We start from the raw sequence: 19,907 nt of genomic DNA, 5'->3' as shown, positions 1-19,907 counted from the left end.
GGGCCTGATCGCCGGAAGAGGGCCGGGGGCGGGTCCCCGAGCAGCCATGGTAGTTTCGTTCTACGGGTGCAGCCGATGTATGCTGCTCCGGTTGCCCGATCCTGATCGGGCGTCTCCCCTGGCAACGCCACTCGGATCCCCAGGGGCTCCGTAACCGGGGCCCGTGTGTTGATCCCGGCATGCCGGGATCCACCGTAAGTGCATCTGAAGTCTTTGGAGTGACCCGTGGCTGCCAACTGCGACGTCTGCGGCAAGGGGCCGGGCTTCGGCAACAACATCTCGCACTCGCACCGCCGTACGTCCCGCCGCTGGAACCCGAACATCCAGCGTGTGCGTACCGTGGTCGGCGGGACGCCGAAGCGCGTGAACGCCTGCACCTCGTGCATCAAGGCCGGCAAGGTCTCGCGCTGACGCTATCGCTGAGCGCGCAACCACAGCCGGTTCGCCGCACTGAGCCGGTCCACCAGGAGGTGGACCGGCTTTTTGCTGTCCTGCTTCGGCGCCTCTGCACTGTGCGGTGCCCGCAGGTTTGCGGTGCCCGCGCCGCCGGGTGCCCCCGCGTCCAGTGCCCGGCACCGCGGCCGGTGCCCGGGCGGGCACGCCGGACTGACTCCGGGGTCTGCGCCCCGTCCGGGGCCAGCAGCGTCCCGCGCCCTGCCCGGCGCCCACAGCGGTCCGCGCCCCGGGCGCAGCCCGCCAGGCAGCGCCGCTTCCCGCGCAGCGCATCACACAACGCATCCCGCGTCGCACCGCGCTCCTGCGCCCCGCCGCGCACCCCGCAGGACTCCGTGCACCGGCTCCCGGACGATCTGCTCAGTCCCCCCGCTGCCTGAAGCGCCAGCCGTGGTCCACCGGGCCGATGCCCGCGCCCAGGGCGAAGCCGGCGGCGATGGCCCCCGTGACGTAGTTCTTGGCTGCGGCTACCGCGTCCGGCACGGGCCGGCCCTTGGCCAGTTCGGCGGCGATGGCGGAGGCGAGGGTGCAGCCTGTGCCGTGGGTGTGGCGGTTGTTGTGGCGCGGGGCGCGGAGCCAGTGCTCCTCGGAGCCGTCGGTCAGGAGGTCCACCGCGTCACCGGGCAGGTGGCCGCCCTTGATGACGACCCAGCGCGGGCCGTAGGCCAGTACGGCGGCGGCCGCACGGCGCATCTGGTCCGGTGTCTCGACGCGGATCCCGGTGAGCTGGGCCACCTCGTCGAGGTTGGGGGTGGCGACCGTGGCGACCGGCAGCAGCTTGGTCCGTACGGAGTCCAGCGCCGAGGAGGCCAGCAGGGCGTCCCCGTGCTTGGAGACCCCCACCGGGTCGACGACCGCCGGCGCGTCGGTGCCGGCGAGCAACTCGGCGACGGCCTCGACGAGTTCGGCGGTGGCGAGCATGCCGGTCTTGACCGCCTGGACGCCGATGTCGCCGACGACGCTGCGGTACTGGGCGCGCACCGCCTCCACCGGCAGCTCCCAGGCGCCCTGCACGCCGAGCGAGTTCTGCGCGGTCACCGCCGTCAGCACGCTCATGCCGTGCACGCCGAGCGCCAGCATGGTCTTCAGGTCGGCCTGGATGCCCGCGCCGCCGCCGGAGTCGGAGCCCGCGACGGTCAGCACCCTGGGCGGCGCCTGGCCGGCGGGTGCGGGTGCACTGCCAGTGGAGCCCGTCATGACTCGATGTCTCCGAAGTGGTCCCAGCCGCCCTTGCTGGTCCACGGCGCCCCGTCGACCGTCACCTGGGGCAGCGCCGAGGGGTTGAGGACCTCGCCGATCACCTTCCAGCGGGCGGGCAGCTTCACGTCCGGCGGGAAGGTCGCCACGATCGCGTGGTCCTCTCCCCCGGTCAGCACCCACTGCATGGGGTCGACGCCGACGGCCTGGCCGATGTCGTTCATCTGCGAGGGGATGTCGATCGCCCCGGAGCGGATGTCGATGCGCACCTTGCTCGCCTCGGCGATGTGCCCGAGGTCGGCGATCAGCCCGTCGCTGACGTCGCACATCGCGGTGGCGCCGAGTCCGGCCGCCGCCGGACCCGCGTGGTACGGGGGTTCGGGGCGCCGGTGGGCCTCGACGAAGGCGCGCGGCGAGCGGAAGCCGCGGGAGAGCACCGCGTGCCCGGCCGCGGACCAGCCCAGCCAGCCGGTGACCGCGACGATGTCTCCGGGCTGGGCGCCGGCCCGGGTGACGGGCTCCTGGTTGCGCAGATCGCCGAGCGCGGTGATCGACACGGTGATGGTGTCGCCGCGCACCACGTCACCGCCGACCACCGCGGCGCCCGCGACCTGGCACTCGTCGCGCAGCCCGTCCATCAGCTCGGCGGCCCAGGTCACCGGCAGGTCCGCCGGGACGACCAGGCCGAGCAGCAGCGCGGTGGGCACGGCGCCCATCGCGGCGATGTCGGCGAGGTTCTGCGCGGCGGCCTTGCGGCCGACGTCGTAGGCGGTGGACCAGTCGCGGCGGAAGTGCCGGCCCTCCACCAGGATGTCGGTGCTGGCCACGACCCTGCGGTCGGGCGCGGCGACCACCGCGGCGTCGTCGCCGGGGCCGACCCGGACCGCCGGTGTGGTGGTGAGACGGGAGGTGAGCTCCCTGATGAGCCCGAACTCACCGAGCTCACCAACAGTGCCCTTCATTGCCCTTTCTCCCCTTCTGTCCCTGTCCGTGCCCGGTCGCGAGGCGTCTGCGCCCTCGCTACGGTCGAAGTGACCGTCAACTTCTGCCGTGCCTGAACCCCGGCGCGCAAGGCCCGGTTCCCGCAGGTCTCCCCGCGGCGAGCGGCGACGCGATACCGTGGCGTTCCTTTTCCCCACATGATCCTCGTGGCCGCCCTGGAGGTTCCGTGGTACAGGCGTACATCCTGATCCAGACGGAGGTCGGCAAAGCCTCCTCCGTCGCCGACGAGGTCGGCAAGATTCCCGGAGTCGTCCAGGCCGAGGACGTGACGGGACCGTACGACGTGATCGTGCGCGCCCAGGCCGACACCGTGGACGACCTGGGTCGCATGGTGGTGGCCAAGGTCCAGCAAGTGGACGGCATCACCCGTACTCTGACCTGCCCGGTCGTCCATCTGTAGCCCCCGTCTACCCTGTGCCGGTGAACTCCTTGCGTCACCGGTACGCCGTCCTGCCCGCGCTCGCGGTGCTGATCACCGTCGCGGGCTGCTCCTCAACGGACGACGAGGCGTCCGCGGCGGTTCCCAGCCCGGACGCGAAGGTCACCAAGCTGTGCAAGAACCTGGACAAGGCGCTGCCGGCGAAAGTGGACGGTGAGAGTCGCGACGATCCCGAGCCCGCCTCGGCACTGACCGCGGGCTGGGGCGGCGAGGCGATCATACTGCGCTGCGGTGTGGAGCGACCCCCGAAGATGGTCGATCCCGAGGTGGCCGAGGGCCGGGACCCGGACGCGGTGCCGGGCGGGGTGAACGGCGTCGACTGGCTGATGGAGAAGCGGGGCGAGGACACCTACCGCTTCACGACCGCCAGGCGCGAGGCGTACGTCGAGGTGACCGTGACCGACGGGCGGGACAGCACGGGGGTGCTGATCGATCTGGCCGCGCCCGTCAAGAAGGCGATCCCCGTGGGGATCGCCTCCTGATCGCCTTCTGGGACTGCCGCCGTCAGCAGGTGACTGCTGCCGTCAGCGGGTGGCTCAGCGCAGGCCGGTCGGCCGCCGCAGCGCGGCCTGCACCAGCAGGTCCACCAGCTCCGGGTAGCTCACTCCGGTCGCCTGCCACATCTGCGGGTACATCGAGATGGGCGTGAATCCCGGCATGGTGTTGATCTCGTTGATGACGAACTCGCCGTCCTCGGTGAGGAAGAAGTCCGCGCGTACCAGCCCCTCGCAGGACGCCGCCTCGAACGCCTCCACGGCGAGCCTGCGCACCTCGGCGGTCTGCTCCTCGGTGAGCGGGGCGGGCACGATGCCGGGCGTGGAGTCGATGTACTTGGCCTCGAAGTCGTAGTACGCGTGGTCCTCCGGCGGCGGGATCTCGGCCGGTACGGAGGCGCGCGGGCCGTCCTCGAACTCCAGCACGCCGCACTCGATCTCGCGGCCCCGCAGTGCGGCCTCGACCAGGATCTTCGGGTCGTGCGCCTGCGCGGTGGCGATCGCCTCGTCCAGGCCGGACAGGTCGTCGACCTTGGTGATGCCGATGGAGGAACCCGCGCGGGCGGGCTTCACGAACAGCGGCCAGCCGTGCTCGCCGGCGAAGTCGATGATCTTCTTGCGGGCGGCGGACTCGTCCTGCTGCCACTCGCGGGGCCGGATCACCACGTACGGGCCGACCTTCAGCCCGAAGGAGGTGAACACCCGCTTCATGTACTCCTTGTCCTGGCCGACGGCCGAGGCGAGCACTCCGGAGCCCACGTAGGGGACGCCGGAGAGCTCCAGCAGGCCCTGCAGGGTGCCGTCCTCGCCGTAGGGACCGTGGAGCACCGGGAAGACCACGTCGACCTCGCCGAGCGCCTTGGGCACCGAGCCGGGCTCGCTGTAGACGACCTCGCGGCTGGCGGGGTCGACGGGGAGCACCACGCCTCCCTCGCCGGTCTCGGCGAGCTGTTCGACGCTGGGCTGCCGTCGTTCGACGATCGCCATGCGTTCGGGCTCGTCGGCGGTGAGCGCCCAGCGGCCGTCGCTGGTGATGCCGATCGGCAGGACGTCGTACTTGGTCCGGTCGATGGCCTTCAGGACGGCGCCGGCGGTGACCACGGAGATGCCGTGCTCGGAGCTGCGCCCACCGAACACGACGGCCACGCGCGGTTTGCGCGCCGGCTGCTCGGGCTGCTGGGGGAGGTTCTCGGTGCTCATATCGCGATGAGCGTACCCGCCCGTAGGAGGCTGAGACAGCGCCCGGGAGGCGGTGTCGCTCAGCGTCGCTCGGGCTTGGCGCTGCGCGACATCAGCTCCTTGAGTGCGACCACGGGCGGCTTGCCCTCGTGGACGATGCCGACGACCGTCTCGGTGATCGGCATGTCGACGCCGTGCCGGCGGGCCAGTTCCAGCACCGACTGGCAGGACTTGACGCCCTCGGCGGTCTGCTTGGTGACGGCGATGGTCTCCTGCAGGGTCATGCCCTTGCCGAGGTTGGTGCCGAAGGTGTGGTTGCGCGACAGCGGCGAGGAGCAGGTGGCCACCAGGTCGCCGAGTCCGGCGAGTCCGGAGAAGGTCATCGGGTCGGCGCCGAGGGCGACCCCGAGACGGGTGGTCTCGGCGAGGCCGCGGGTGATGAGCGAGCCCTTGGCGTTGTCGCCGAGGCCCATGCCGTCCGCGATGCCGACGGCGAGCCCGATGACGTTCTTCACGGCGCCGCCCAGTTCGCAGCCGACGACGTCGGTGTTGGTGTACGGGCGGAAGTACGGCGTGTGGCAGGCGGCCTGGAGGCGCTGGGCCACGCGCTCGTCGGTGCAGGCGACCACGGCGGCGGCCGGCATCCGGGCGGCGATCTCACGGGCCAGGTTGGGCCCGGTGACCACGGCGATCCGTTCCGGGCCGACCTTGGCGACGTCCTCGATGACCTCGCTCATCCGCATGGTGGTGCCGAGTTCGACGCCCTTCATCAGGGAGACCAGGACCGTGCCCGGGGCGAGCAGCGGGGTCCACTCGGCGAGGTTGCCGCGCAGCGTCTGCGAGGGCACGGCGAGGACGGTGAAGTCGGCGTCGCGGGCGGCCTCGGCCGGGTCGGTGGTGGCCCGCAGGTTCTGGGGCAGCTCCACGCCGGGCAGGTAGTCGGGGTTGATGCGGGTGGAGTTGACGGCGTCGGCGAGCCCGGGGCGCCGCCCCCACAGCACGACGTCGCAGCCCGCGTCGGCGAGGACCATGCCGAAGGCCGTGCCCCACGACCCGGTGCCGAAGACGGCCGCCTTGACCGGTGTGCTCACTTGCCCAGCCCCTCTTCCTGTGCGGCGGCGCGGTCGTCGTCCTGGATGCCCTCGCGCAGGGCCTGCGCCCGGGTCTTGCGGCGTTGCTCGATCCGCTCGCGGCGCGGGTCGTAGGGCGTGTCGGGGGCCTTCTCGCCGCGGATCTCCTCCAGCTGGCGGGTGATGGCGGCCATGATCGCCTCGGTGGCCTCCTTGAGGAGCTCCGGGGTCATCTCCCGGTCGTAGAAGCGCTCCAGGTCCACCGGGGGTCCGGCCAGCACATGGTGGGTCTTGCGGGGGAAGATGCGGGGCTTCTTGGAGTACGGGGGCAGCAGCTCGTTGGCGCCCCACTGGGCGATCGGGATGACCGGGCACCTGGTCTGCAGGGCGACCCGCGCGGCGCCGGTCTTGCCGGTCATGGGCCAGCCGTCCGGGTCGCGGGTGAGGGTGCCCTCGGGGTAGAAGGCGACGCACTCGCCGCGCTCCACGGCCTCGATCGCGGCGCGGAAGGCGCTGAGCGCGTCCGTGCTCTCCCGGTAGACGGGGATCTGCCCGGTGCCGCGCATGGCGGCTCCGACGAATCCCTTCTTGAAAAGCTCGCTCTTCGCCAGGAATCGCGGAACGCGCCCGGTGTTGTACTGGAAATGCGCGTAGGCGAAGGGATCGATGTGCGAATTGTGGTTCACCGCGGTGATAAATCCACCCTCGGCCGGAATGTTCTCCATTCCGCGCCAGTCCCGCTTGAGCAAGAGCACCAGCGGCGGTTTGCAGATCACCGCGGCGAAGCGGTACCAGAAGCCGATTCTGCGGCGCGGCACAAGGACACCTTCCTCTAGGGCCTGGTTGGGGCCTGGACCCGGAGGCCAGGCGGGCCGCACAAGTGTCGCCCCGGGCCGCCGGTCTGTCGAGAACACGGTACGCCCCGACTCCCCGGTCACCTCAGGCCCCGGGTGACAATGGCCGCGACAAGAGAGGGACGCGACACACGTGCAGTGGACCTTGCTGGTACCCCTGAAACCGCTTGCTCAGGCCAAGAGCAGGCTGGCGGACACCGCGGACGACGGGCTGCGTCCCGGTCTCGCGCTGGCGTTCGCCCGGGACACGGTGGCGGCCGCGCTGGCCTGCCCGGCGGTGCGGGATGTGGTGGTCGTCACGGACGACGCCCTGGCCGCGCGTGAGCTGGCCGCCCAGGGGGCCGCCGTGGTCCCCGACGTGCCGCGCGGCGGGCTGAACGCCGCGCTGGCCCACGCGGCGAGCGCAGCGCGCGCTCGCGGCGCCGGAGCGCTGGCCGCCCTGAACGCCGATCTCCCCGCCCTTCGCCCGCGGGAACTGGCCCGCGTACTCGAATGCGCCGCCGCCTTTCCCCGCGCCTTTCTCGCCGATGCCGCCGGCACCGGAACGACCTTGCTGTCGGCGGCACCGGACCGCGAATTGCACCCCCTGTTCGGCCCCGATTCCCGCACCCGGCACCGCGCATCCGGAGCGGTGGAACTCCTGGCGGACCCGGTGGATTCCATGGACTCAGTGGATTCTGTACGGCAGGACGTCGACACCGGGGAGGATCTGCGGGCGGCGCTGGCACTGGGCGTGGGTCCGCACACGGCCGCGGCCGCCGCGCGGCTGCTGATGGCCGAGCAGTAGGCTTCCTGCCATGCAGGCGACCGCATACACCTTCGACCCCGCCAGCCGCAGCGGCCAGGTACTGCTGGACGACGGCACCCCGGTCCCCTTCGACGCCCCGGCCTTCGACGCGGGCGGCCTGCGCCTGCTCCGCCCCGGCCAGCGGGTCCGCATCGAAACCGAGGGCGAGGGCGAGAACCGCCGCATCACACTGGTGACCCTCCAGACGCTCTGAGCCCGGCAAGGCGTCGGACGTTACGACCACCGGCCGCGCCCCGGACGTCGGCCTGTTCGGGCCGTCCGACTCTGTTTCGCGGGCCCGTGGCACCTGTTTCCTCGGGCCGCTCGGCCCCAGTTCGCGGGAAACCGCGCGCCCATGACCTGAGCCCTGAGGCCCGGAGACCGAACCCGGGCGACCCGAGGAGGCAGCAGCCCGGCACCTGCGATACCGGGCTCGAGCGGGGCCGGGCGCCCGCGAAACCGGGCCTGAGCAACCGCCCCGAGAAGCCGATACCGAACGCCCGAAAAGCGGCCCCGGGCGGCCCGGGATGCGGAACCCGGGCACCCCCAGGAAACCGAAGCCGGGCACCCGCGAAACCAAGCCCGCGGCCCCTAGAGGACGAAGCCGGACACCCGCAAAACCGGCCCCCGCGGGGCCCGGAGGCTGCCCGAAGAGGCCGAAGCCAGCCGCCCGCGGAGCCGGGCTCCGCGCGGCCCAGGAGGCCGGCCCGGGCAGCCCGAGGGAGCCGGAGTCGGGCGGCGCGCGATGGCGAGGGGGAAGCGGCGGAGGCGCAGGAGGGGGGCGGACATGCCGCGGGCCGGGCTCCGTGGGGAGTCCGGCCCGGCGCGTGAGTACCGCTCGGCTGTGTCCGCGTCCTACTTCTTGCGGGCGGTGGTCTTCTTGGCGGTGGTCTTGCGCGCAGTCGACTTCTTGGCGGGTGCCTTCTTGGCGGTGGCCTTCTTCGCCGGGGCCTTCTTGGCAGCCGTCTTCTTCGCGGCAGTGGTCTTGGCGGTCCCCGTGGTCTTCTTCGCGGGCGCCTTCTTCGCCGTGGTCTTCTTGGCCGTCGCCTTGGTGGCGGCCTTCTTCGCCGCCGCCTTCTTGGTGGTCGCCTTCTTGGCGGCGGCCTTGGTCGTCTTCTTGGCAGCGGCCTTCTTCACGGTCGCGGAGGCGCCGCCGGAGAGGCTGCCCTTGGGCGCCTTCTTGACGGCGACCTCGCCGCCGCGCGGCAGCTTCTTCGAGCCGCTCACCAGGTCCTTGAAGCCCTGGCCCGCACGGAAGCGCGGAACCGAGGTCTTCTTGACCCGAACCCGCTCGCCCGTCTGGGGGTTCCGGGCGTAGCGGGCCGGACGGTCGACCTTCTCGAACGAACCGAAGCCGGTGACCGAGACCCGCTCACCCGCGACCACCGCGCGGACGATGGCGTCCAGGACATGGTCGACAGCATCGGCGGCCTGCTGGCGGCCGCCCAACTTGTCGGCAATCGCTTCTACGAGCTGCGCCTTGTTCACGTCTTCCCCTTCGGAGACATCGCCAGAACGAAAGTGTTCAAGCTTTTTCGCACGTTAGGCAGATATATACCGCAAATCAAACACGAAACGGGCTAATCACCCTTGTGCCGCAACGAACTCGACTGTCTCGACTGGTTCAGCGTTCCGCTCCGGGGAATCGCCCCTCGTCCAGGTCCGCGTTGAACCGCTCCAGACGCCTTGCCGCACCGGCGAGATCGTGCTTGGCCGCGGCCGTAATGACCAGCAGCTTCCGGGTCAGCGCCATCCGTACGCCCTCCGGGACTTGCAGTGCGCGCACTCGGGAGTGCGCTTGTTTGAGCCGGACCGCGACCGCCGTATAGAGCTCGAGTTGGCCGTCGTGTTCCATGCACAGATTGTGCCATCTGGGGTGAGTTGTCGCCTGCGCAGGGGGCAACTGCCGCCTCGGACGGCCCGGTCGGGCACGGCCGCCGGTCGCGGTCCGGTGACTCGTTTACCCGCCTAATCACCTTCATAACGTGGGAAGTTGAGGTCTGGCGAGGCGGCGCGCGGGGGGATCCGGGCAGCGAAAAGCCCGTACCCCCGATCAGGCCGATCGGGGGTACGGGCGGGGTGTCGCGGTGGCCGAAAGTCGACCCGTAACGGGGACTTCGGCGCTCGGCGGGTGCCGGACCGCCGGGGCGGCCGGCGCCGGAGCGGTCAGACCGTGAGGGTGCGCGGCTTGAAGGACGGGCGCTTCGCCTCGTACGCGGCGATGTCCGCCTCGTTCTGCAGCGTGATGGAGATGTCGTCCAGCCCGTTCAGCAGCCGCCAGCGGGAGTTCTCGTCCAGCTCGAAGGAGACGGTGATGCCCTCGGCGCGCACCTCACGCGCCTCGAGGTCGACGGTGATCTCGGCCTGCGGGTCCTTCTCGGTGAGCTCCCACAGCGCGTCCACGACCGGCTGCTCCAGCACGACCGTGAGCAGGCCGTTCTTCAGCGAGTTGCCGCGGAAGATGTCGGCGAAGCGGGAGGAGATCACGGCCTTGAAGCCGTAGTTCTGCAGCGCCCAGACGGCGTGCTCGCGGGAGGAGCCGGTGCCGAAGTCGGGGCCTGCGACCAGCACGGTGGCGCCCTGGCGCTCGGGCCGGTTGAGCACGAACTCCGGGTCCTTGCGCCAGGCCTCGAACAGCCCGTCCTCGAACCCGTCCCGCGTGACCTTCTTGAGCCAGTGGGCGGGGATGATCTGGTCGGTGTCGACGTTGGAGCGGCGCAGCGGCACGGCCCGGCCGGTGTGGGTGGTGAATGCTTCCATGACTGATCAGACTCCAGCGGGCGCGGCGGTCTCGGACAGGTCGGCGGGCGAGGCCAGGTGGCCCAGCACGGCGGTGGCGGCCGCCACCTGCGGCGACACCAGATGCGTGCGGCCGCCCTTGCCCTGCCGGCCCTCGAAGTTGCGGTTGGAGGTGGAGGCGGAGCGCTCGCCGGGGGCCAGCTGGTCGGGGTTCATGCCCAGGCACATGGAACAGCCGGCGTGCCGCCATTCGGCGCCGGCCTCCTTGAAGACCACGTCCAGGCCCTCGGAGACGGCCTGCAGACCCACCCGCGCGGAGCCGGGGACGACCAGCATGCGTACGCCGTCGGCGACTTTGCGGCCCTTGAGGATCTCCGCGGCGGCGCGCAGGTCCTCGATGCGGCCGTTGGTGCAGGAGCCTACGAAGACGGTGTCCACCTTGATGGAGCGCAGCGGCTGGCCGGGCTCCAACCCCATGTATTCCAGGGCCTTTTCGGCGGCCAGGCGCTCCGAGGCGTCCTCGTACGAGGCAGGGTCGGGGACGGAGGACGAAAGCGGTGCGCCCTGGCCCGGGTTGGTGCCCCAGGTGACGAACGGCGACAGTTCGGCGGCGTCGATGACGACCTCGGCGTCGAACTCGGCGTCGTCGTCGGTGCGCAGCGTCCTCCAGTACTCCACGGCCGCGTCCCAGTCGGCGCCCTGGGGGGCGTGCGGGCGGTCCTTGAGGTAGGCGAACGTGGTCTCGTCGGGGGCGATCATGCCCGCGCGGGCACCGGCCTCGATCGACATGTTGCAGATGGTCATGCGGGCCTCCATCGAGAGCTTCTCGATGGCGGAGCCGCGGTACTCCAGGATGTAGCCCTGGCCGCCGCCGGTGCCGATCCGCGCGATGATCGCCAGGATCAGGTCCTTGGCGGTGACGCCCTCGGGCAGCTCACCGTTGACGGTGATCGCCATGGTCTTCGGGCGGGCCATCGGCAGCGTCTGGGTGGCCAGCACGTGCTCCACCTGCGAGGTGCCGATGCCGAACGCCAGCGCGCCGAAGGCGCCGTGCGTGGAGGTGTGCGAGTCGCCGCAGACGACCGTCATGCCCGGCTGGGTCAGGCCCAGCTGCGGGCCCACCACGTGCACCACGCCCTGCTCGACGTCGCCCAGCGGGTGCAGGCGCACGCCGAACTCCGCGCAGTTCTTGCGCAGCGTCTCCAGCTGGGCGCGGGAGACCGGGTCGGCGATCGGCTTGTCGATGTCGAGGGTCGGGGTGTTGTGATCCTCGGTGGCGATGGTCAGGTCGAGCCGCCGCACCCGGCGACCGCTCTTGCGAAGACCGTCGAAGGCCTGCGGGCTGGTCACCTCGTGCAGCAGGTGCAGATCGATGTAGAGGAGGTCGGGCTCGCCCTCGGCGCGCCGGACGACATGGTCGTCCCAGACCTTCTCCGCGAGTGTCCTACCCATCGCTTTCCCTCCGGCCGGCAACGGCGCCGACCCAACTAGAGATCTTGAGGAGACGGCGCCCGCACCCCTGACTCCGGGCGTCCGCCGCCGGGCCCTTGTGTCCACGGGCCGGTGTGACTTCGTGATTCCAGAGTGGCGTGTTCCACGGAAAATTGAACTTGCGTTTCACAGAGTGAGACGCAAGTATCGTTGCATGGACAACAGTAGCGGCGTCGGCGTTCTGGACAAGGCGGCACTCGTCCTGAGCGCTCTGGAGTCCGGTCCGGCCACCCTCGCGGGTCTGGTCGGGGCGACCGGACTGGCACGACCCACGGCCCACCGCCTGGCCGTGGCGCTGGAACACCACCGGATGGTGGCTCGCGACATGCAGGGCCGGTTCATCCTCGGCCCGCGCCTGGCCGAACTGGCCGCGGCGGCGGGCGAGGACCGGCTGCTCGCCGCGGCCGGACCGGTGCTCACCCACCTCCGCGACGTCACCGGCGAGAGCGCCCAGCTCTACCGCCGGCAGGGCGACATGCGCATCTGCGTCGCGGCGGCGGAGCGGCTGTCGGGCCTTCGGGACACGGTCCCGGTGGGTTCCACGCTGACCATGAAGGCCGGTTCCTCGGCGCAGATCCTGCTCGCCTGGGAGGAGCCGGAGCGGCTGCACCGCGGCCTGCAGGGCGCCCGTTTCACGGCGACCGCCCTGTCCGGTGTGCGCCGCCGCGGCTGGGCCCAGTCGATCGGTGAGCGGGAGCCGGGCGTGGCGTCCGTCTCCGCGCCGGTGCGCGGCCCCTCCAACCGCGTGGTGGCCGCCGTGTCGGTGTCCGGCCCCATCGAGCGCCTGACGCGTCACCCGGGCCGTATGCACGCCCAGGCGGTCATCGACGCCGCCGCCCGGCTCTCCGAGGCACTGCGCCGTTCCTGAGCCTCCTGAAGTCCCTGCTTCTGTCCCTGCCACTCAGCGTCCGGGGGCGGGGCCGCCTCAACGCCGCGGCGGCTCCGCCCCCGTTGTCCTGCACCCCACGTGGCCGCGGACCTTCGCCTTGCGCTACCTGCTGTTGATGACCAGCCACGCTCTGTGATGCACCATGTCCGGGGCGTGCACACAGGGACGCGCCGAACAGATGGCGCCATACGCGGAGTTGCTGCACCAGACGGCCCGGCGTGATCCGCACTGCATGGAGACCCCGCCGCAGCGGCGGATGTTCCAGCCATCGAGTGACACCGCGTGTGCGGCCCATGCACGCCGAGTGAACGCCGAAGGGGCCCCCGCCGAAGCGGAGGCCCCTGGGGACTCGTACCCCCGACCGGATTCGAACCGGCGCTACCGCCTTGAGAGGGCGGCGTGCTAGGCCGCTACACAACGGGGGCGTGGACTCTGCGTTTCCGCAGGTCCGAGCTGGTCTACCTGGACTCGAACCAAGACTAACTGAACCAGAATCAGTCGTGCTGCCAATTACACCATAGACCAATGTGGTTTAGACCAGTCAGTACCCCCGACCGGATTCGAACCGGCGCTACCGCCTTGAGAGGGCGGCGTGCTAGGCCGCTACACAACGGGGGCCCTAGCGATCCTGCATCGGTAACGGTGGGAGCTACCCGAACCATTCCCGCGGGAAGGATCTGTACCCCCGACCGGATTCGAACCGGCGCTACTGCCTTGAGAGGGCAGCGTGCTAGGCCGCTACACAACGGGGGCTTGCGGATGATGATCCGCGGGTGCAGATGAGCTCTGCGAGCTGGCCTACCTGGACTCGAACCAAGACTAACTGAACCAGAATCAGTCGTGCTGCCAATTACACCATAGGCCACTGGAACGCAAGCCCCGGAGGGGTTCTTGTTCTAGTTCCGCGCCCCGGGTCCGGGGCCTGTCGGCCCGCTTCCCGCGGCGCAGGAAGAACATTACCTGAAGGAGCGCGGCGGTCCAAAACGAGTATCGCCGCAAAGGAGCGCCGGGAGTTCGGCGAGGGAGGCGATCCGGCGCGGACCCCCGGGCGGGTCGACGGCGGCCCGGCCGCCGGTGCGGTCGATCCACACCGACAGCAGCCCGGCCCCGGCGGCGCCCCGCCCGTCGATCTCCGGGTGGTCACCGACGTACGCCACCTGCTCCGGGGGCAGCGACAGCGCCTCGCAGGCGGCCAGGAACGCCCCGGGCTCGGGCTTGGAGACGCCCAGCTCGGCGGCGCACAGAATGGCCTCGAAACGGTCGTGCACGCCCAGCACGCGCAGCTTGCGGTCCTGGACCGGCAGGCTGGAGTTGGACAGCACGGCGTGCCGGTGGGTGGCCGCCAGGGCGTCCAGCACGGGCAGTACGTCGGGGAAGAGGCTCCAGGCGGCCTCGTAGTGGACCAGGTAGCGGCCGAACCAGTCGTCGGCCTCCTGGTCGGTCAGCTCCCGGCCGAGGAAGACCCGGGTGCGGTCGCGCCGCTGCGTGACGAAGTCCACCTCGCCCGCGGCGAAGCGGGCCCACTGGGCGTCGGTGATCTCCCGCCACAGCGCCAGCGCCTCCTCGGCGGAGCCGTACCGGGCGAGCAGCCCCTCGGCCAGCAGATGGGCGCGCAGGCCCTCCCGGTCGGCGGTGGTGTAGTCGAAGAGGGTGTCGTCCACGTCCCACACGACGGCTCGGATGCCCATGCGGGAGACGGTACCCGTCAGCGCCGAGGGGCGGCTCCCGGACCACCGGGAACCGCCCCTCCAAGCAGGCGACAGCAGAGGATCGGGCCGTCAGGCGGTGAGCTTCGCCAGCGCCGCGTCGATCCTGGCCAGCGACTTCTCCTTGCCCAGGACCTGGAGGGACTCGAAGAGCGGCAGGCCGACCGTGCGGCCGGTGACGGCGACCCGGACCGGGGCCTGCGCCTTGCCGAGCTTGAGGCCGTGCGCCTCGCCGGCGGCCAGGACGGCCTCCTTCAGGGACTCCGGGGAGCTCCAGTCGGCGGCCTCCAGCTTCTCCCGGGCGGTGCGCAGCAGGGCGTCGCTGCCCTCCTTCATCGCCTTGTTCCAGCTGGCCTCGTCGAAGACCGGCTCGGGCAGGAAGAGGAAGTCGACGTTGTCGGTGATCTCCGACAGCACCTTCACCCGGGTCTGCGCGTGCGGGGCGATGGCCTGCCACTTCTCCTCGTCGAAGGCCTCCGGCGCCCAGGGGGCGTGCGGGGCCTGCAGCCAGGGGCGGCAGCGCTCGGCGAAGTCCTTCACGTCCAGCATGCGGATGTGGTCGCCGTTGATCGCCTCGCACTTCTTCAGGTCGAAGCGGGCCGGGTTGGGCTGCACGTCGGTGACGTCGAAGGCCGCGACCATCTCGTCCAGGGTGAAGACATCCCGGTCGGGAGCGAGGGACCAGCCGAGCAGGGAGAGGTAGTTGAGCAGGCCCTCGGGGAGGAAGCCGCGCTCGCGGTAGAGGTTGAGCGAGGACTGCGGGTCGCGCTTGGAGAGCTTCTTGTTGCCCTCGCCCATCACGTACGGCAGGTGGGCGAAGCGGGGGATCTCCTTGGCGACGCCCAGCTCGATCAGCGCCCGGTACAGGGCGATCTGCCGCGGGGTGGAGGAGAGCAGGTCCTCGCCGCGCAGGACGTGGGTGATCTCCATCAGGGCGTCGTCGACCGGGTTGACCAGCGTGTACAGCGGGGCGCCGTTGGCCCGGACGATGCCGTAGTCGGGGACGTTCTCCGGGGTGAAGGTCAGCTCGCCGCGGACCAGGTCGGTGAAGGTGATCGCCTCGTCGGGCATCCGGAAGCGGACGATCGGGGTGCGGCCCTGGGCCTTGTACTCCTCGACCTGGGCGGCGGTCAGCTCGCGGCAGTGGCCGTCGTAGCCGGAGGGCCGGCCGGCGGCGCGGGCGGCCTCGCGGCGGGTGTCCAGCTCCTCCTGGGAGCAGTAGCAGTGGTAGGCGTGGCCGGCGTCGAGCAGCTTCTGGGCGACGTCGCGGTAGATGTCCATGCGCTGCGACTGGCGGTAGGGCGCGTGCGGGCCGCCGACCTCGGGGCCCTCGTCCCAGTCCAGGCCCAGCCAGCGCATCGCGTCGAGCAGCTGGCTGTAGGACTCCTCGGAGTCGCGGGCCGCGTCGGTGTCCTCGATGCGGAAGACCAGGGTGCCCTGGTGGTGCTTGGCGTACGCCCAGTTGAACAGGGCGGTGCGGACCAGGCCCACATGGGGGTTACCGGTCGGTGAGGGGCAGAAACGGACGCGTACTGGTGCGCTAGCCACGCTTGACAACCTTGTTGGTGAGAGTGCCGATGCCTTCGATGGTGACGGCGACCTCGTCGCCGACGTTGAGCGGGCCGACCCCGGCGGGGGTGCCCGTGAGGATGACGTCGCCGGGCAGCAGCGTCATGGCCTCGGAGATGTTGACGATCAGATCCTCGATGGAGTGGATCATCTCGCTGGTGCGGCCGAGCTGGCGCTGCTCGCCGTTGACGGTGAGCTGCACGGTCAGGTCGGAGGCGGCCTTCAGGTCCAGGCCGGTCTCCACCCAGGGGCCCAGCGGGCAGGCCGTGTCGAAGCCCTTGGCCCGGGCCCACTGCTTCTCCCGCCGCTGGACGTCGCGTGCGGTGACGTCGTTGGCGCAGGTGTAGCCGAAGATCACGTCGGCGACGCGCTCGCGCGGGACCTCCCGGCACATCCGGCCGATGACCACGGCCAGCTCGGCCTCGTGGTGCACCTCCTGGGAGAAGGAGGGGTACTGGATCTCGTCCCCGTGGCCGATCACGGAGGTCGCCGGCTTGAAGAAGGCGAACGGGGCCTCGGGGACCTCGTTGCCCAGCTCGCGGGCGTGCTCGGCGTAGTTGCGGCCGAAGGCGACGACCTTGTTGGGGAGCACCGGGGGCAGCAGCCTGACCTTGCTCACCGGGACCTTGGTGCCGGAGAGCTCGAAGTCCGCGAACGGGATGCCCTTGATGATGTCCAGGACGAGCTCGTCCTGCCGGTCGCCTTCGACCGCGCCGAAGGCGACGTTCCCGTCGATGGAGAATCTGGCGATGCGCACGGGATGCTTGGCCCCTTGACTGATGCGGCTGGAGTCTGACGCTCCAGGCTAGCGCGGCGGCGCGCTCCGGCCTCGACCATTACCGGCGCGGGAGCCGCGGGGCGCATGATGAAGGGGCGCCCGGTGGTGGCCGGGCGCCCCTTGAGCAATCGGTCGCCGGTGGGCGTACTGACTGGTGTCAGTTCGCGGCACCCGCCGTGACCGGGATCTCCGTGAGGATGGTGCGCTTGGGGTTCGCTGTCTGGGTCGGGAGTTCGACGGGGTGCTCCTTCTGGACCGGCGCCTGCAGTTCCTCGGTGTCCTCGAGGTGTGCCAGCGTCGTGCGCCGCGGGTTGGCGATCTTGTGGAACATCATCGTCGTCTTCACTGTTGACTTGACCCTGTCCTCTGTGTCCTTGGTGCGGTTACAGATGCATCCATCTTGTAAAGCGTCAGGCTAAACATTCAATTCCGTACGGACGGCGCCGGACAGCCATGATCGGCGTGTGAGTTTCCTCACGAATCGATAGACAAACCGGTCAATCCGGCACCCTCCCCTGCCCTCCGGAATCGGACATTGCACCCCTGAACCCGTCATTCCGCTCCTGATCATCGCGACTGGGACACCCGCGCGACGCCCTGACGGCCAGGTGAAGTTGCCCTCGTCTGCCCATTTTGCCCCAAGTTTCCCCTCACGTCAGGTGACTGCACCCTCACTCCTCGTCACGTGTGTCACGGCCTCGTCCACGGGCCTTGTTGGAGATCCGGCACTGTGCTGGAATTCCACGGACCGCCGCAGGATCGAGCCGGCGCACAGGGGGCGCACAGACGCGCCGAAGTGGCGGCGAGAAGGGGGAGCCAGCGCCGGTCATCCACGACCATCACGGGGGCGCTTTCAGGGCGCCCCCTGACGCCGACACCGTGCCTCGCCGTTCACCCGGCAAGGCGCCTGGTCCAGAGGTTGCGACGCTAGTGCAGGGACGTTTCAAGAGGGATGGCAGCGCTTCGGCCGAGCCGGAGCACGGCGGGACTGGCCCGATGGCCGTCAGCTCCTCGCCCCAGCACGCCCAGAACCAGGGCCCGGCCGGCTCAGGTGACGGCGGCGATCGCGCGGGCCGCCCCGGCGGCGCCGCGCCCGCGGGCGCTCCGGGCCCGGCTCCGGCCGTTCCTCCCCGGCCGCCGAAGGGCCCGACCGGTCCGGGCTCGCGAATAGCCCTGCGCAACTGGCGGATCTCCACCCGTCTGGTGTCCCTGCTCGCCCTCCCCGTGGTCGCGGCCACCTCGCTGGGCGCCCTGCGCATCAACGAGTCGATGAACGACATCCAGCAGCTCGACAACATGAAGCTGCTGACGGACATGACCAAGCAGGCCACCGAGCTGGCCCTCGCCCTCCAGGAGGAGCGCGACCAGTCGGCCGGCCCGCTGGCGCACAACGGCAACGCCACCGACTTCACGGTCAAGGGTCTGCGCGAGAAGACCGACCGGGCGATGAAGAACTTCGTCGACTCCACCGAGGAGGTCGACGACGCCGACAAGGACGGCGAGCTCAGCGGTGTCCGCGAGAAGCTGGTCCAGGTCGCCAGCGACCTGCAGCAGATCGAGAAGGTCCGCAAGACGGCCTACGGCCAGAAGAACAACTCCACGCAGACGATCGAGGCGTACCACCGCCTGATCGAGAACCTGATCGACCTCTCGCAGGACATGGCGGAGGCGACCAGCAACCCCGACATGATCAAGCGCACCCGTGCGCTGGCGTCGTTCTCCACCGCGAAGGAGTACGCCTCCATCCAGCGCGCTGCCATCGCGGCTGCGCTGCCGGCCAGCAACAACACCACCGGCAAGCTCTCCGAGAACGACCGCCTCTACGCCGAGGGTGCGCGCAACAGCGAGAAGTCCGAGCTGGACGCCTTCAAGAGCATCTACGGCGAGGACCGCGCCGCCGAGCTGCTGGCGCCGGTCACGGACGGCAACATCACCATCAAGGCGACCGACAAGTACGCCGGCCGTGCCCTGGTCTCCGCCGACGGTCTGGCCGCGGCGGGCAAGCGCTCCTACCGCGACTGGCTGGACGACAGCTCCACCAAGATCCAGCAGATGAAGTTCATCGAGCACACGCTGCTCGAGGAGATGGAGCAGAAGGCCCGCGAGCTGCGCAACGCCACCGAGCGCGACGCGATCATCTCCGGTGCCCTGATCCTGCTGGTGCTGGGCGTGTCGCTGGTCGGCGCCTTCGTGGTGGCCCGCTCCATGATCCGCTCGCTGCGCCGCCTGGAGGAGACCGCCACCAAGGTCGCCCAGGAACGCCTGCCCGAGCTGGTCAAGCAGCTCTCCGAGTCCGACCCGCAGGACGTCGACACGTCCGTGGAGTCGGTCGGTGTGCACTCCCGCGACGAGATCGGCCGGGTGGCCGCGGCCTTCGACGACGTGCACCGCGAGGCGGTCCGCCTCGCCGCCGAGCAGGCCCTGCTGCGGGGCAACGTCAACGCGATGTTCACCAACCTCTCGCGCCGCTCCCAGGGTCTGATCCAGCGCCAGCTGTCGCTGATCTCCGAGCTGGAGTCCCGCGAGGCCGACCCGGACCAGCTGTCCTCGCTGTTCAAGCTGGACCACCTGGCCACGCGTATGCGCCGTAACGGTGAGAACCTGCTGGTTCTCGCGGGTGAGGAGCCGGGCCGCCGGTGGACCCGCCCGGTCCCGCTGGTCGACGTGCTGCGTGCTGCCGCCTCCGAGGTGGAGCAGTACGAGCGCATCGAGCTGGCCGCCGTGCCGTCCACCGAGGTGGCCGGCCGCGTGGTCAACGACCTCGTGCACCTGCTCGCCGAGCTGCTGGAGAACGCCACCTCGTTCTCCTCGCCGCAGACCAAGGTCAAGGTCACCGGTCACGCCCTGCCCGACGGCCGGGTGCTGATCGAGATCCACGACACCGGTATCGGTCTGTCGCCGGAGGACCTGGCGGCGATCAACGAGCGGCTCGCCTCGCCGCCCACCGTGGACGTGTCGGTCTCCCGCCGCATGGGTCTGTTCGTGGTCGGCCGTCTGTCGCAGCGCCACGGCATCCGCATCCAGCTGCGCCCCTCCGACTCCGGCGGTACGACCGCGCTGGTCATGCTGCCCGTCGACGTCGCCCAGGGCGGCAAGAAGCCGCAGGGCAAGCCCGGTCAGCCCGGTGGCGGTGGCGGCCCCGCCGCCGCGCAGGCCGCCGCCGGTGCCGCGGCCGCTCGGCGTGCCGCCTCGGGCGGTCAGTCCTCCGCGGGTGCCCTGGGCGCCGGTGCGCCCGGCGGGCGCCTCGGCCCGGGCCAGGG

20 protein-coding genes and 5 tRNA genes are annotated in these 19,907 nt (G+C 70.8%); 7 read left to right on the top strand and 18 right to left on the bottom strand.

The window, feature by feature from the left end; genetic code table 11:
• Window positions 1-225: 225 nt before the first annotated feature.
• Window positions 226-411 carry a 50S ribosomal protein L28 gene (gene rpmB / locus ABD207_RS24430; protein ID WP_003993230.1) on the top strand — a complete coding sequence of 62 codons (186 nt, stop codon included), beginning with the start codon at window positions 226-228 and terminating at the stop codon, window positions 409-411.
• Window positions 412-813: 402 nt separating this feature from the next.
• Here the strand turns inward: rpmB and thiD are convergent, their stop codons facing one another.
• A complete protein-coding gene (gene thiD / locus ABD207_RS24425; protein ID WP_344015260.1) occupies window positions 814-1,650 on the bottom strand; it encodes a bifunctional hydroxymethylpyrimidine kinase/phosphomethylpyrimidine kinase in 837 nt (278 codons plus the stop codon).
• Window positions 1,647-2,612 (bottom strand): thiamine-phosphate kinase, encoded by a 966-nt coding sequence (locus ABD207_RS24420; protein ID WP_167996542.1) that lies wholly within the window; start codon window positions 2,610-2,612, stop codon window positions 1,647-1,649. The genes thiD and ABD207_RS24420 overlap by 4 nt, the downstream gene beginning before the upstream one ends.
• 206 nt (window positions 2,613-2,818) lie before the next feature.
• Here ABD207_RS24420 and ABD207_RS24415 point away from each other — a divergent pair, with 206 nt between their 5' ends.
• Window positions 2,819-3,052, top strand: coding sequence for an Lrp/AsnC family transcriptional regulator (locus ABD207_RS24415; RefSeq protein ID WP_344015259.1), 234 nt, complete (start codon window positions 2,819-2,821; stop codon window positions 3,050-3,052).
• A 20-nt stretch (window positions 3,053-3,072) separates the two neighbouring features.
• Complete coding sequence (locus ABD207_RS24410) at window positions 3,073-3,573, top strand: DUF3515 domain-containing protein (RefSeq protein ID WP_344015258.1); 501 nt, start codon at window positions 3,073-3,075, stop codon at window positions 3,571-3,573.
• A gap of 54 nt (window positions 3,574-3,627) precedes the next feature.
• Here the strand turns inward: ABD207_RS24410 and ABD207_RS24405 are convergent, their stop codons facing one another.
• From ABD207_RS24405 to ABD207_RS24395, 3 genes are read right to left on the bottom strand one after another with little or no spacing between them, the layout of a single operon-like run.
• Window positions 3,628-4,785: a D-alanine--D-alanine ligase family protein gene (locus ABD207_RS24405; RefSeq protein ID WP_344015257.1), complete on the bottom strand. Its 1,158-nt coding sequence runs from the start codon at window positions 4,783-4,785 to the stop codon at window positions 3,628-3,630.
• Window positions 4,786-4,844: 59 nt separating this feature from the next.
• The gene (locus tag ABD207_RS24400; protein WP_344015256.1) at window positions 4,845-5,855 is read right to left on the bottom strand and encodes an NAD(P)H-dependent glycerol-3-phosphate dehydrogenase; all 1,011 of its coding nucleotides are present in this window, start codon (window positions 5,853-5,855) and stop codon (window positions 4,845-4,847) included.
• The gene (locus ABD207_RS24395; protein WP_344015255.1) at window positions 5,852-6,652 is read right to left on the bottom strand and encodes a lysophospholipid acyltransferase family protein; all 801 of its coding nucleotides are present in this window, start codon (window positions 6,650-6,652) and stop codon (window positions 5,852-5,854) included. The genes ABD207_RS24400 and ABD207_RS24395 overlap by 4 nt, the downstream gene beginning before the upstream one ends.
• Window positions 6,653-6,821: 169 nt before the next feature.
• Between ABD207_RS24395 and cofC the strand changes: the two genes are divergently transcribed.
• Together cofC and ABD207_RS24385 are read left to right on the top strand one after the other, a co-directional pair.
• A complete protein-coding gene (cofC, locus tag ABD207_RS24390; protein ID WP_344015253.1) occupies window positions 6,822-7,475 on the top strand; it encodes a 2-phospho-L-lactate guanylyltransferase in 654 nt (217 codons plus the stop codon).
• Between the two features lie 10 nt (window positions 7,476-7,485).
• The gene (locus ABD207_RS24385; protein WP_344015252.1) at window positions 7,486-7,689 is read left to right on the top strand and encodes a hypothetical protein; all 204 of its coding nucleotides are present in this window, start codon (window positions 7,486-7,488) and stop codon (window positions 7,687-7,689) included.
• A 641-nt stretch (window positions 7,690-8,330) separates the two neighbouring features.
• Here ABD207_RS24385 and ABD207_RS24380 read toward each other — a convergent pair.
• The 4 genes from ABD207_RS24380 to leuC all read right to left on the bottom strand — a co-directional run bounded on the left by ABD207_RS24380 (window position 8,331) and on the right by leuC (window position 11,666).
• Entirely contained in the window at window positions 8,331-8,963 is a 633-nt protein-coding gene (locus ABD207_RS24380; RefSeq protein WP_344015250.1) for an HU family DNA-binding protein, read from the bottom strand.
• 136 nt (window positions 8,964-9,099) lie between these two features.
• The gene (locus ABD207_RS24375; RefSeq protein ID WP_344015248.1) at window positions 9,100-9,330 is read right to left on the bottom strand and encodes an SCO5555 family protein; all 231 of its coding nucleotides are present in this window, start codon (window positions 9,328-9,330) and stop codon (window positions 9,100-9,102) included.
• A gap of 311 nt (window positions 9,331-9,641) precedes the next feature.
• Complete coding sequence (leuD, locus tag ABD207_RS24370; RefSeq protein WP_344015247.1) at window positions 9,642-10,235, bottom strand: 3-isopropylmalate dehydratase small subunit; 594 nt, start codon at window positions 10,233-10,235, stop codon at window positions 9,642-9,644.
• A gap of 6 nt (window positions 10,236-10,241) precedes the next feature.
• A complete protein-coding gene (leuC, locus tag ABD207_RS24365) occupies window positions 10,242-11,666 on the bottom strand; it encodes a 3-isopropylmalate dehydratase large subunit (protein ID WP_344015246.1) in 1,425 nt (474 codons plus the stop codon).
• A gap of 193 nt (window positions 11,667-11,859) precedes the next feature.
• Here leuC and ndgR point away from each other — a divergent pair, with 193 nt between their 5' ends.
• On the top strand, window positions 11,860-12,573 hold the full coding sequence (ndgR, locus tag ABD207_RS24360; RefSeq protein WP_167996554.1) for an IclR family transcriptional regulator NdgR: 714 nt from the start codon (window positions 11,860-11,862) through the stop codon (window positions 12,571-12,573).
• Window positions 12,574-12,946: 373 nt separating this feature from the next.
• Here the strand turns inward: ndgR and ABD207_RS24355 are convergent.
• The 9 genes from ABD207_RS24355 to ABD207_RS24315 all read right to left on the bottom strand — a co-directional run bounded on the left by ABD207_RS24355 (window position 12,947) and on the right by ABD207_RS24315 (window position 16,993).
• Window positions 12,947-13,019 (bottom strand) — tRNA-Glu (locus ABD207_RS24355).
• Window positions 13,020-13,047: 28 nt separating this feature from the next.
• A tRNA-Gln gene (locus ABD207_RS24350) sits at window positions 13,048-13,119 on the bottom strand.
• 20 nt (window positions 13,120-13,139) lie between these two features.
• Window positions 13,140-13,212 (bottom strand) — tRNA-Glu (locus tag ABD207_RS24345).
• Between the two features lie 62 nt (window positions 13,213-13,274).
• Window positions 13,275-13,347, bottom strand: a tRNA-Glu gene (locus ABD207_RS24340).
• A 40-nt stretch (window positions 13,348-13,387) separates the two neighbouring features.
• Window positions 13,388-13,459 (bottom strand) — tRNA-Gln (locus tag ABD207_RS24335).
• A gap of 91 nt (window positions 13,460-13,550) precedes the next feature.
• Entirely contained in the window at window positions 13,551-14,282 is a 732-nt protein-coding gene (locus ABD207_RS24330) for an HAD family hydrolase (protein ID WP_344015245.1), read from the bottom strand.
• Between the two features lie 90 nt (window positions 14,283-14,372).
• On the bottom strand, window positions 14,373-15,857 hold the full coding sequence (gltX, locus tag ABD207_RS24325; RefSeq protein WP_344015244.1) for a glutamate--tRNA ligase: 1,485 nt from the start codon (window positions 15,855-15,857) through the stop codon (window positions 14,373-14,375).
• Complete coding sequence (locus tag ABD207_RS24320) at window positions 15,841-16,626, bottom strand: fumarylacetoacetate hydrolase family protein (RefSeq protein WP_344015243.1); 786 nt, start codon at window positions 16,624-16,626, stop codon at window positions 15,841-15,843. Before ABD207_RS24320 ends, gltX begins: the two co-directional genes overlap by 17 nt.
• Window positions 16,627-16,804: 178 nt before the next feature.
• On the bottom strand, window positions 16,805-16,993 hold the full coding sequence (locus ABD207_RS24315) for a hypothetical protein (protein ID WP_344005758.1): 189 nt from the start codon (window positions 16,991-16,993) through the stop codon (window positions 16,805-16,807).
• Between the two features lie 584 nt (window positions 16,994-17,577).
• Between ABD207_RS24315 and ABD207_RS24310 the strand changes: the two genes are divergently transcribed.
• The coding region (locus ABD207_RS24310; RefSeq protein ID WP_344015242.1) for a sensor histidine kinase at window positions 17,578-19,907 on the top strand (2,330 nt) is incomplete at its 3' end.

It is taken from the genome of Streptomyces thermospinosisporus (assembly GCF_039526425.1).
GTDB classification, from domain to species: domain Bacteria; phylum Actinomycetota; class Actinomycetes; order Streptomycetales; family Streptomycetaceae; genus Streptomyces; species Streptomyces thermocarboxydovorans.
The sequence above is the reverse complement of the archived record's forward strand: the minus strand, read 5'-3'. Positions and strand labels throughout refer to the sequence as shown.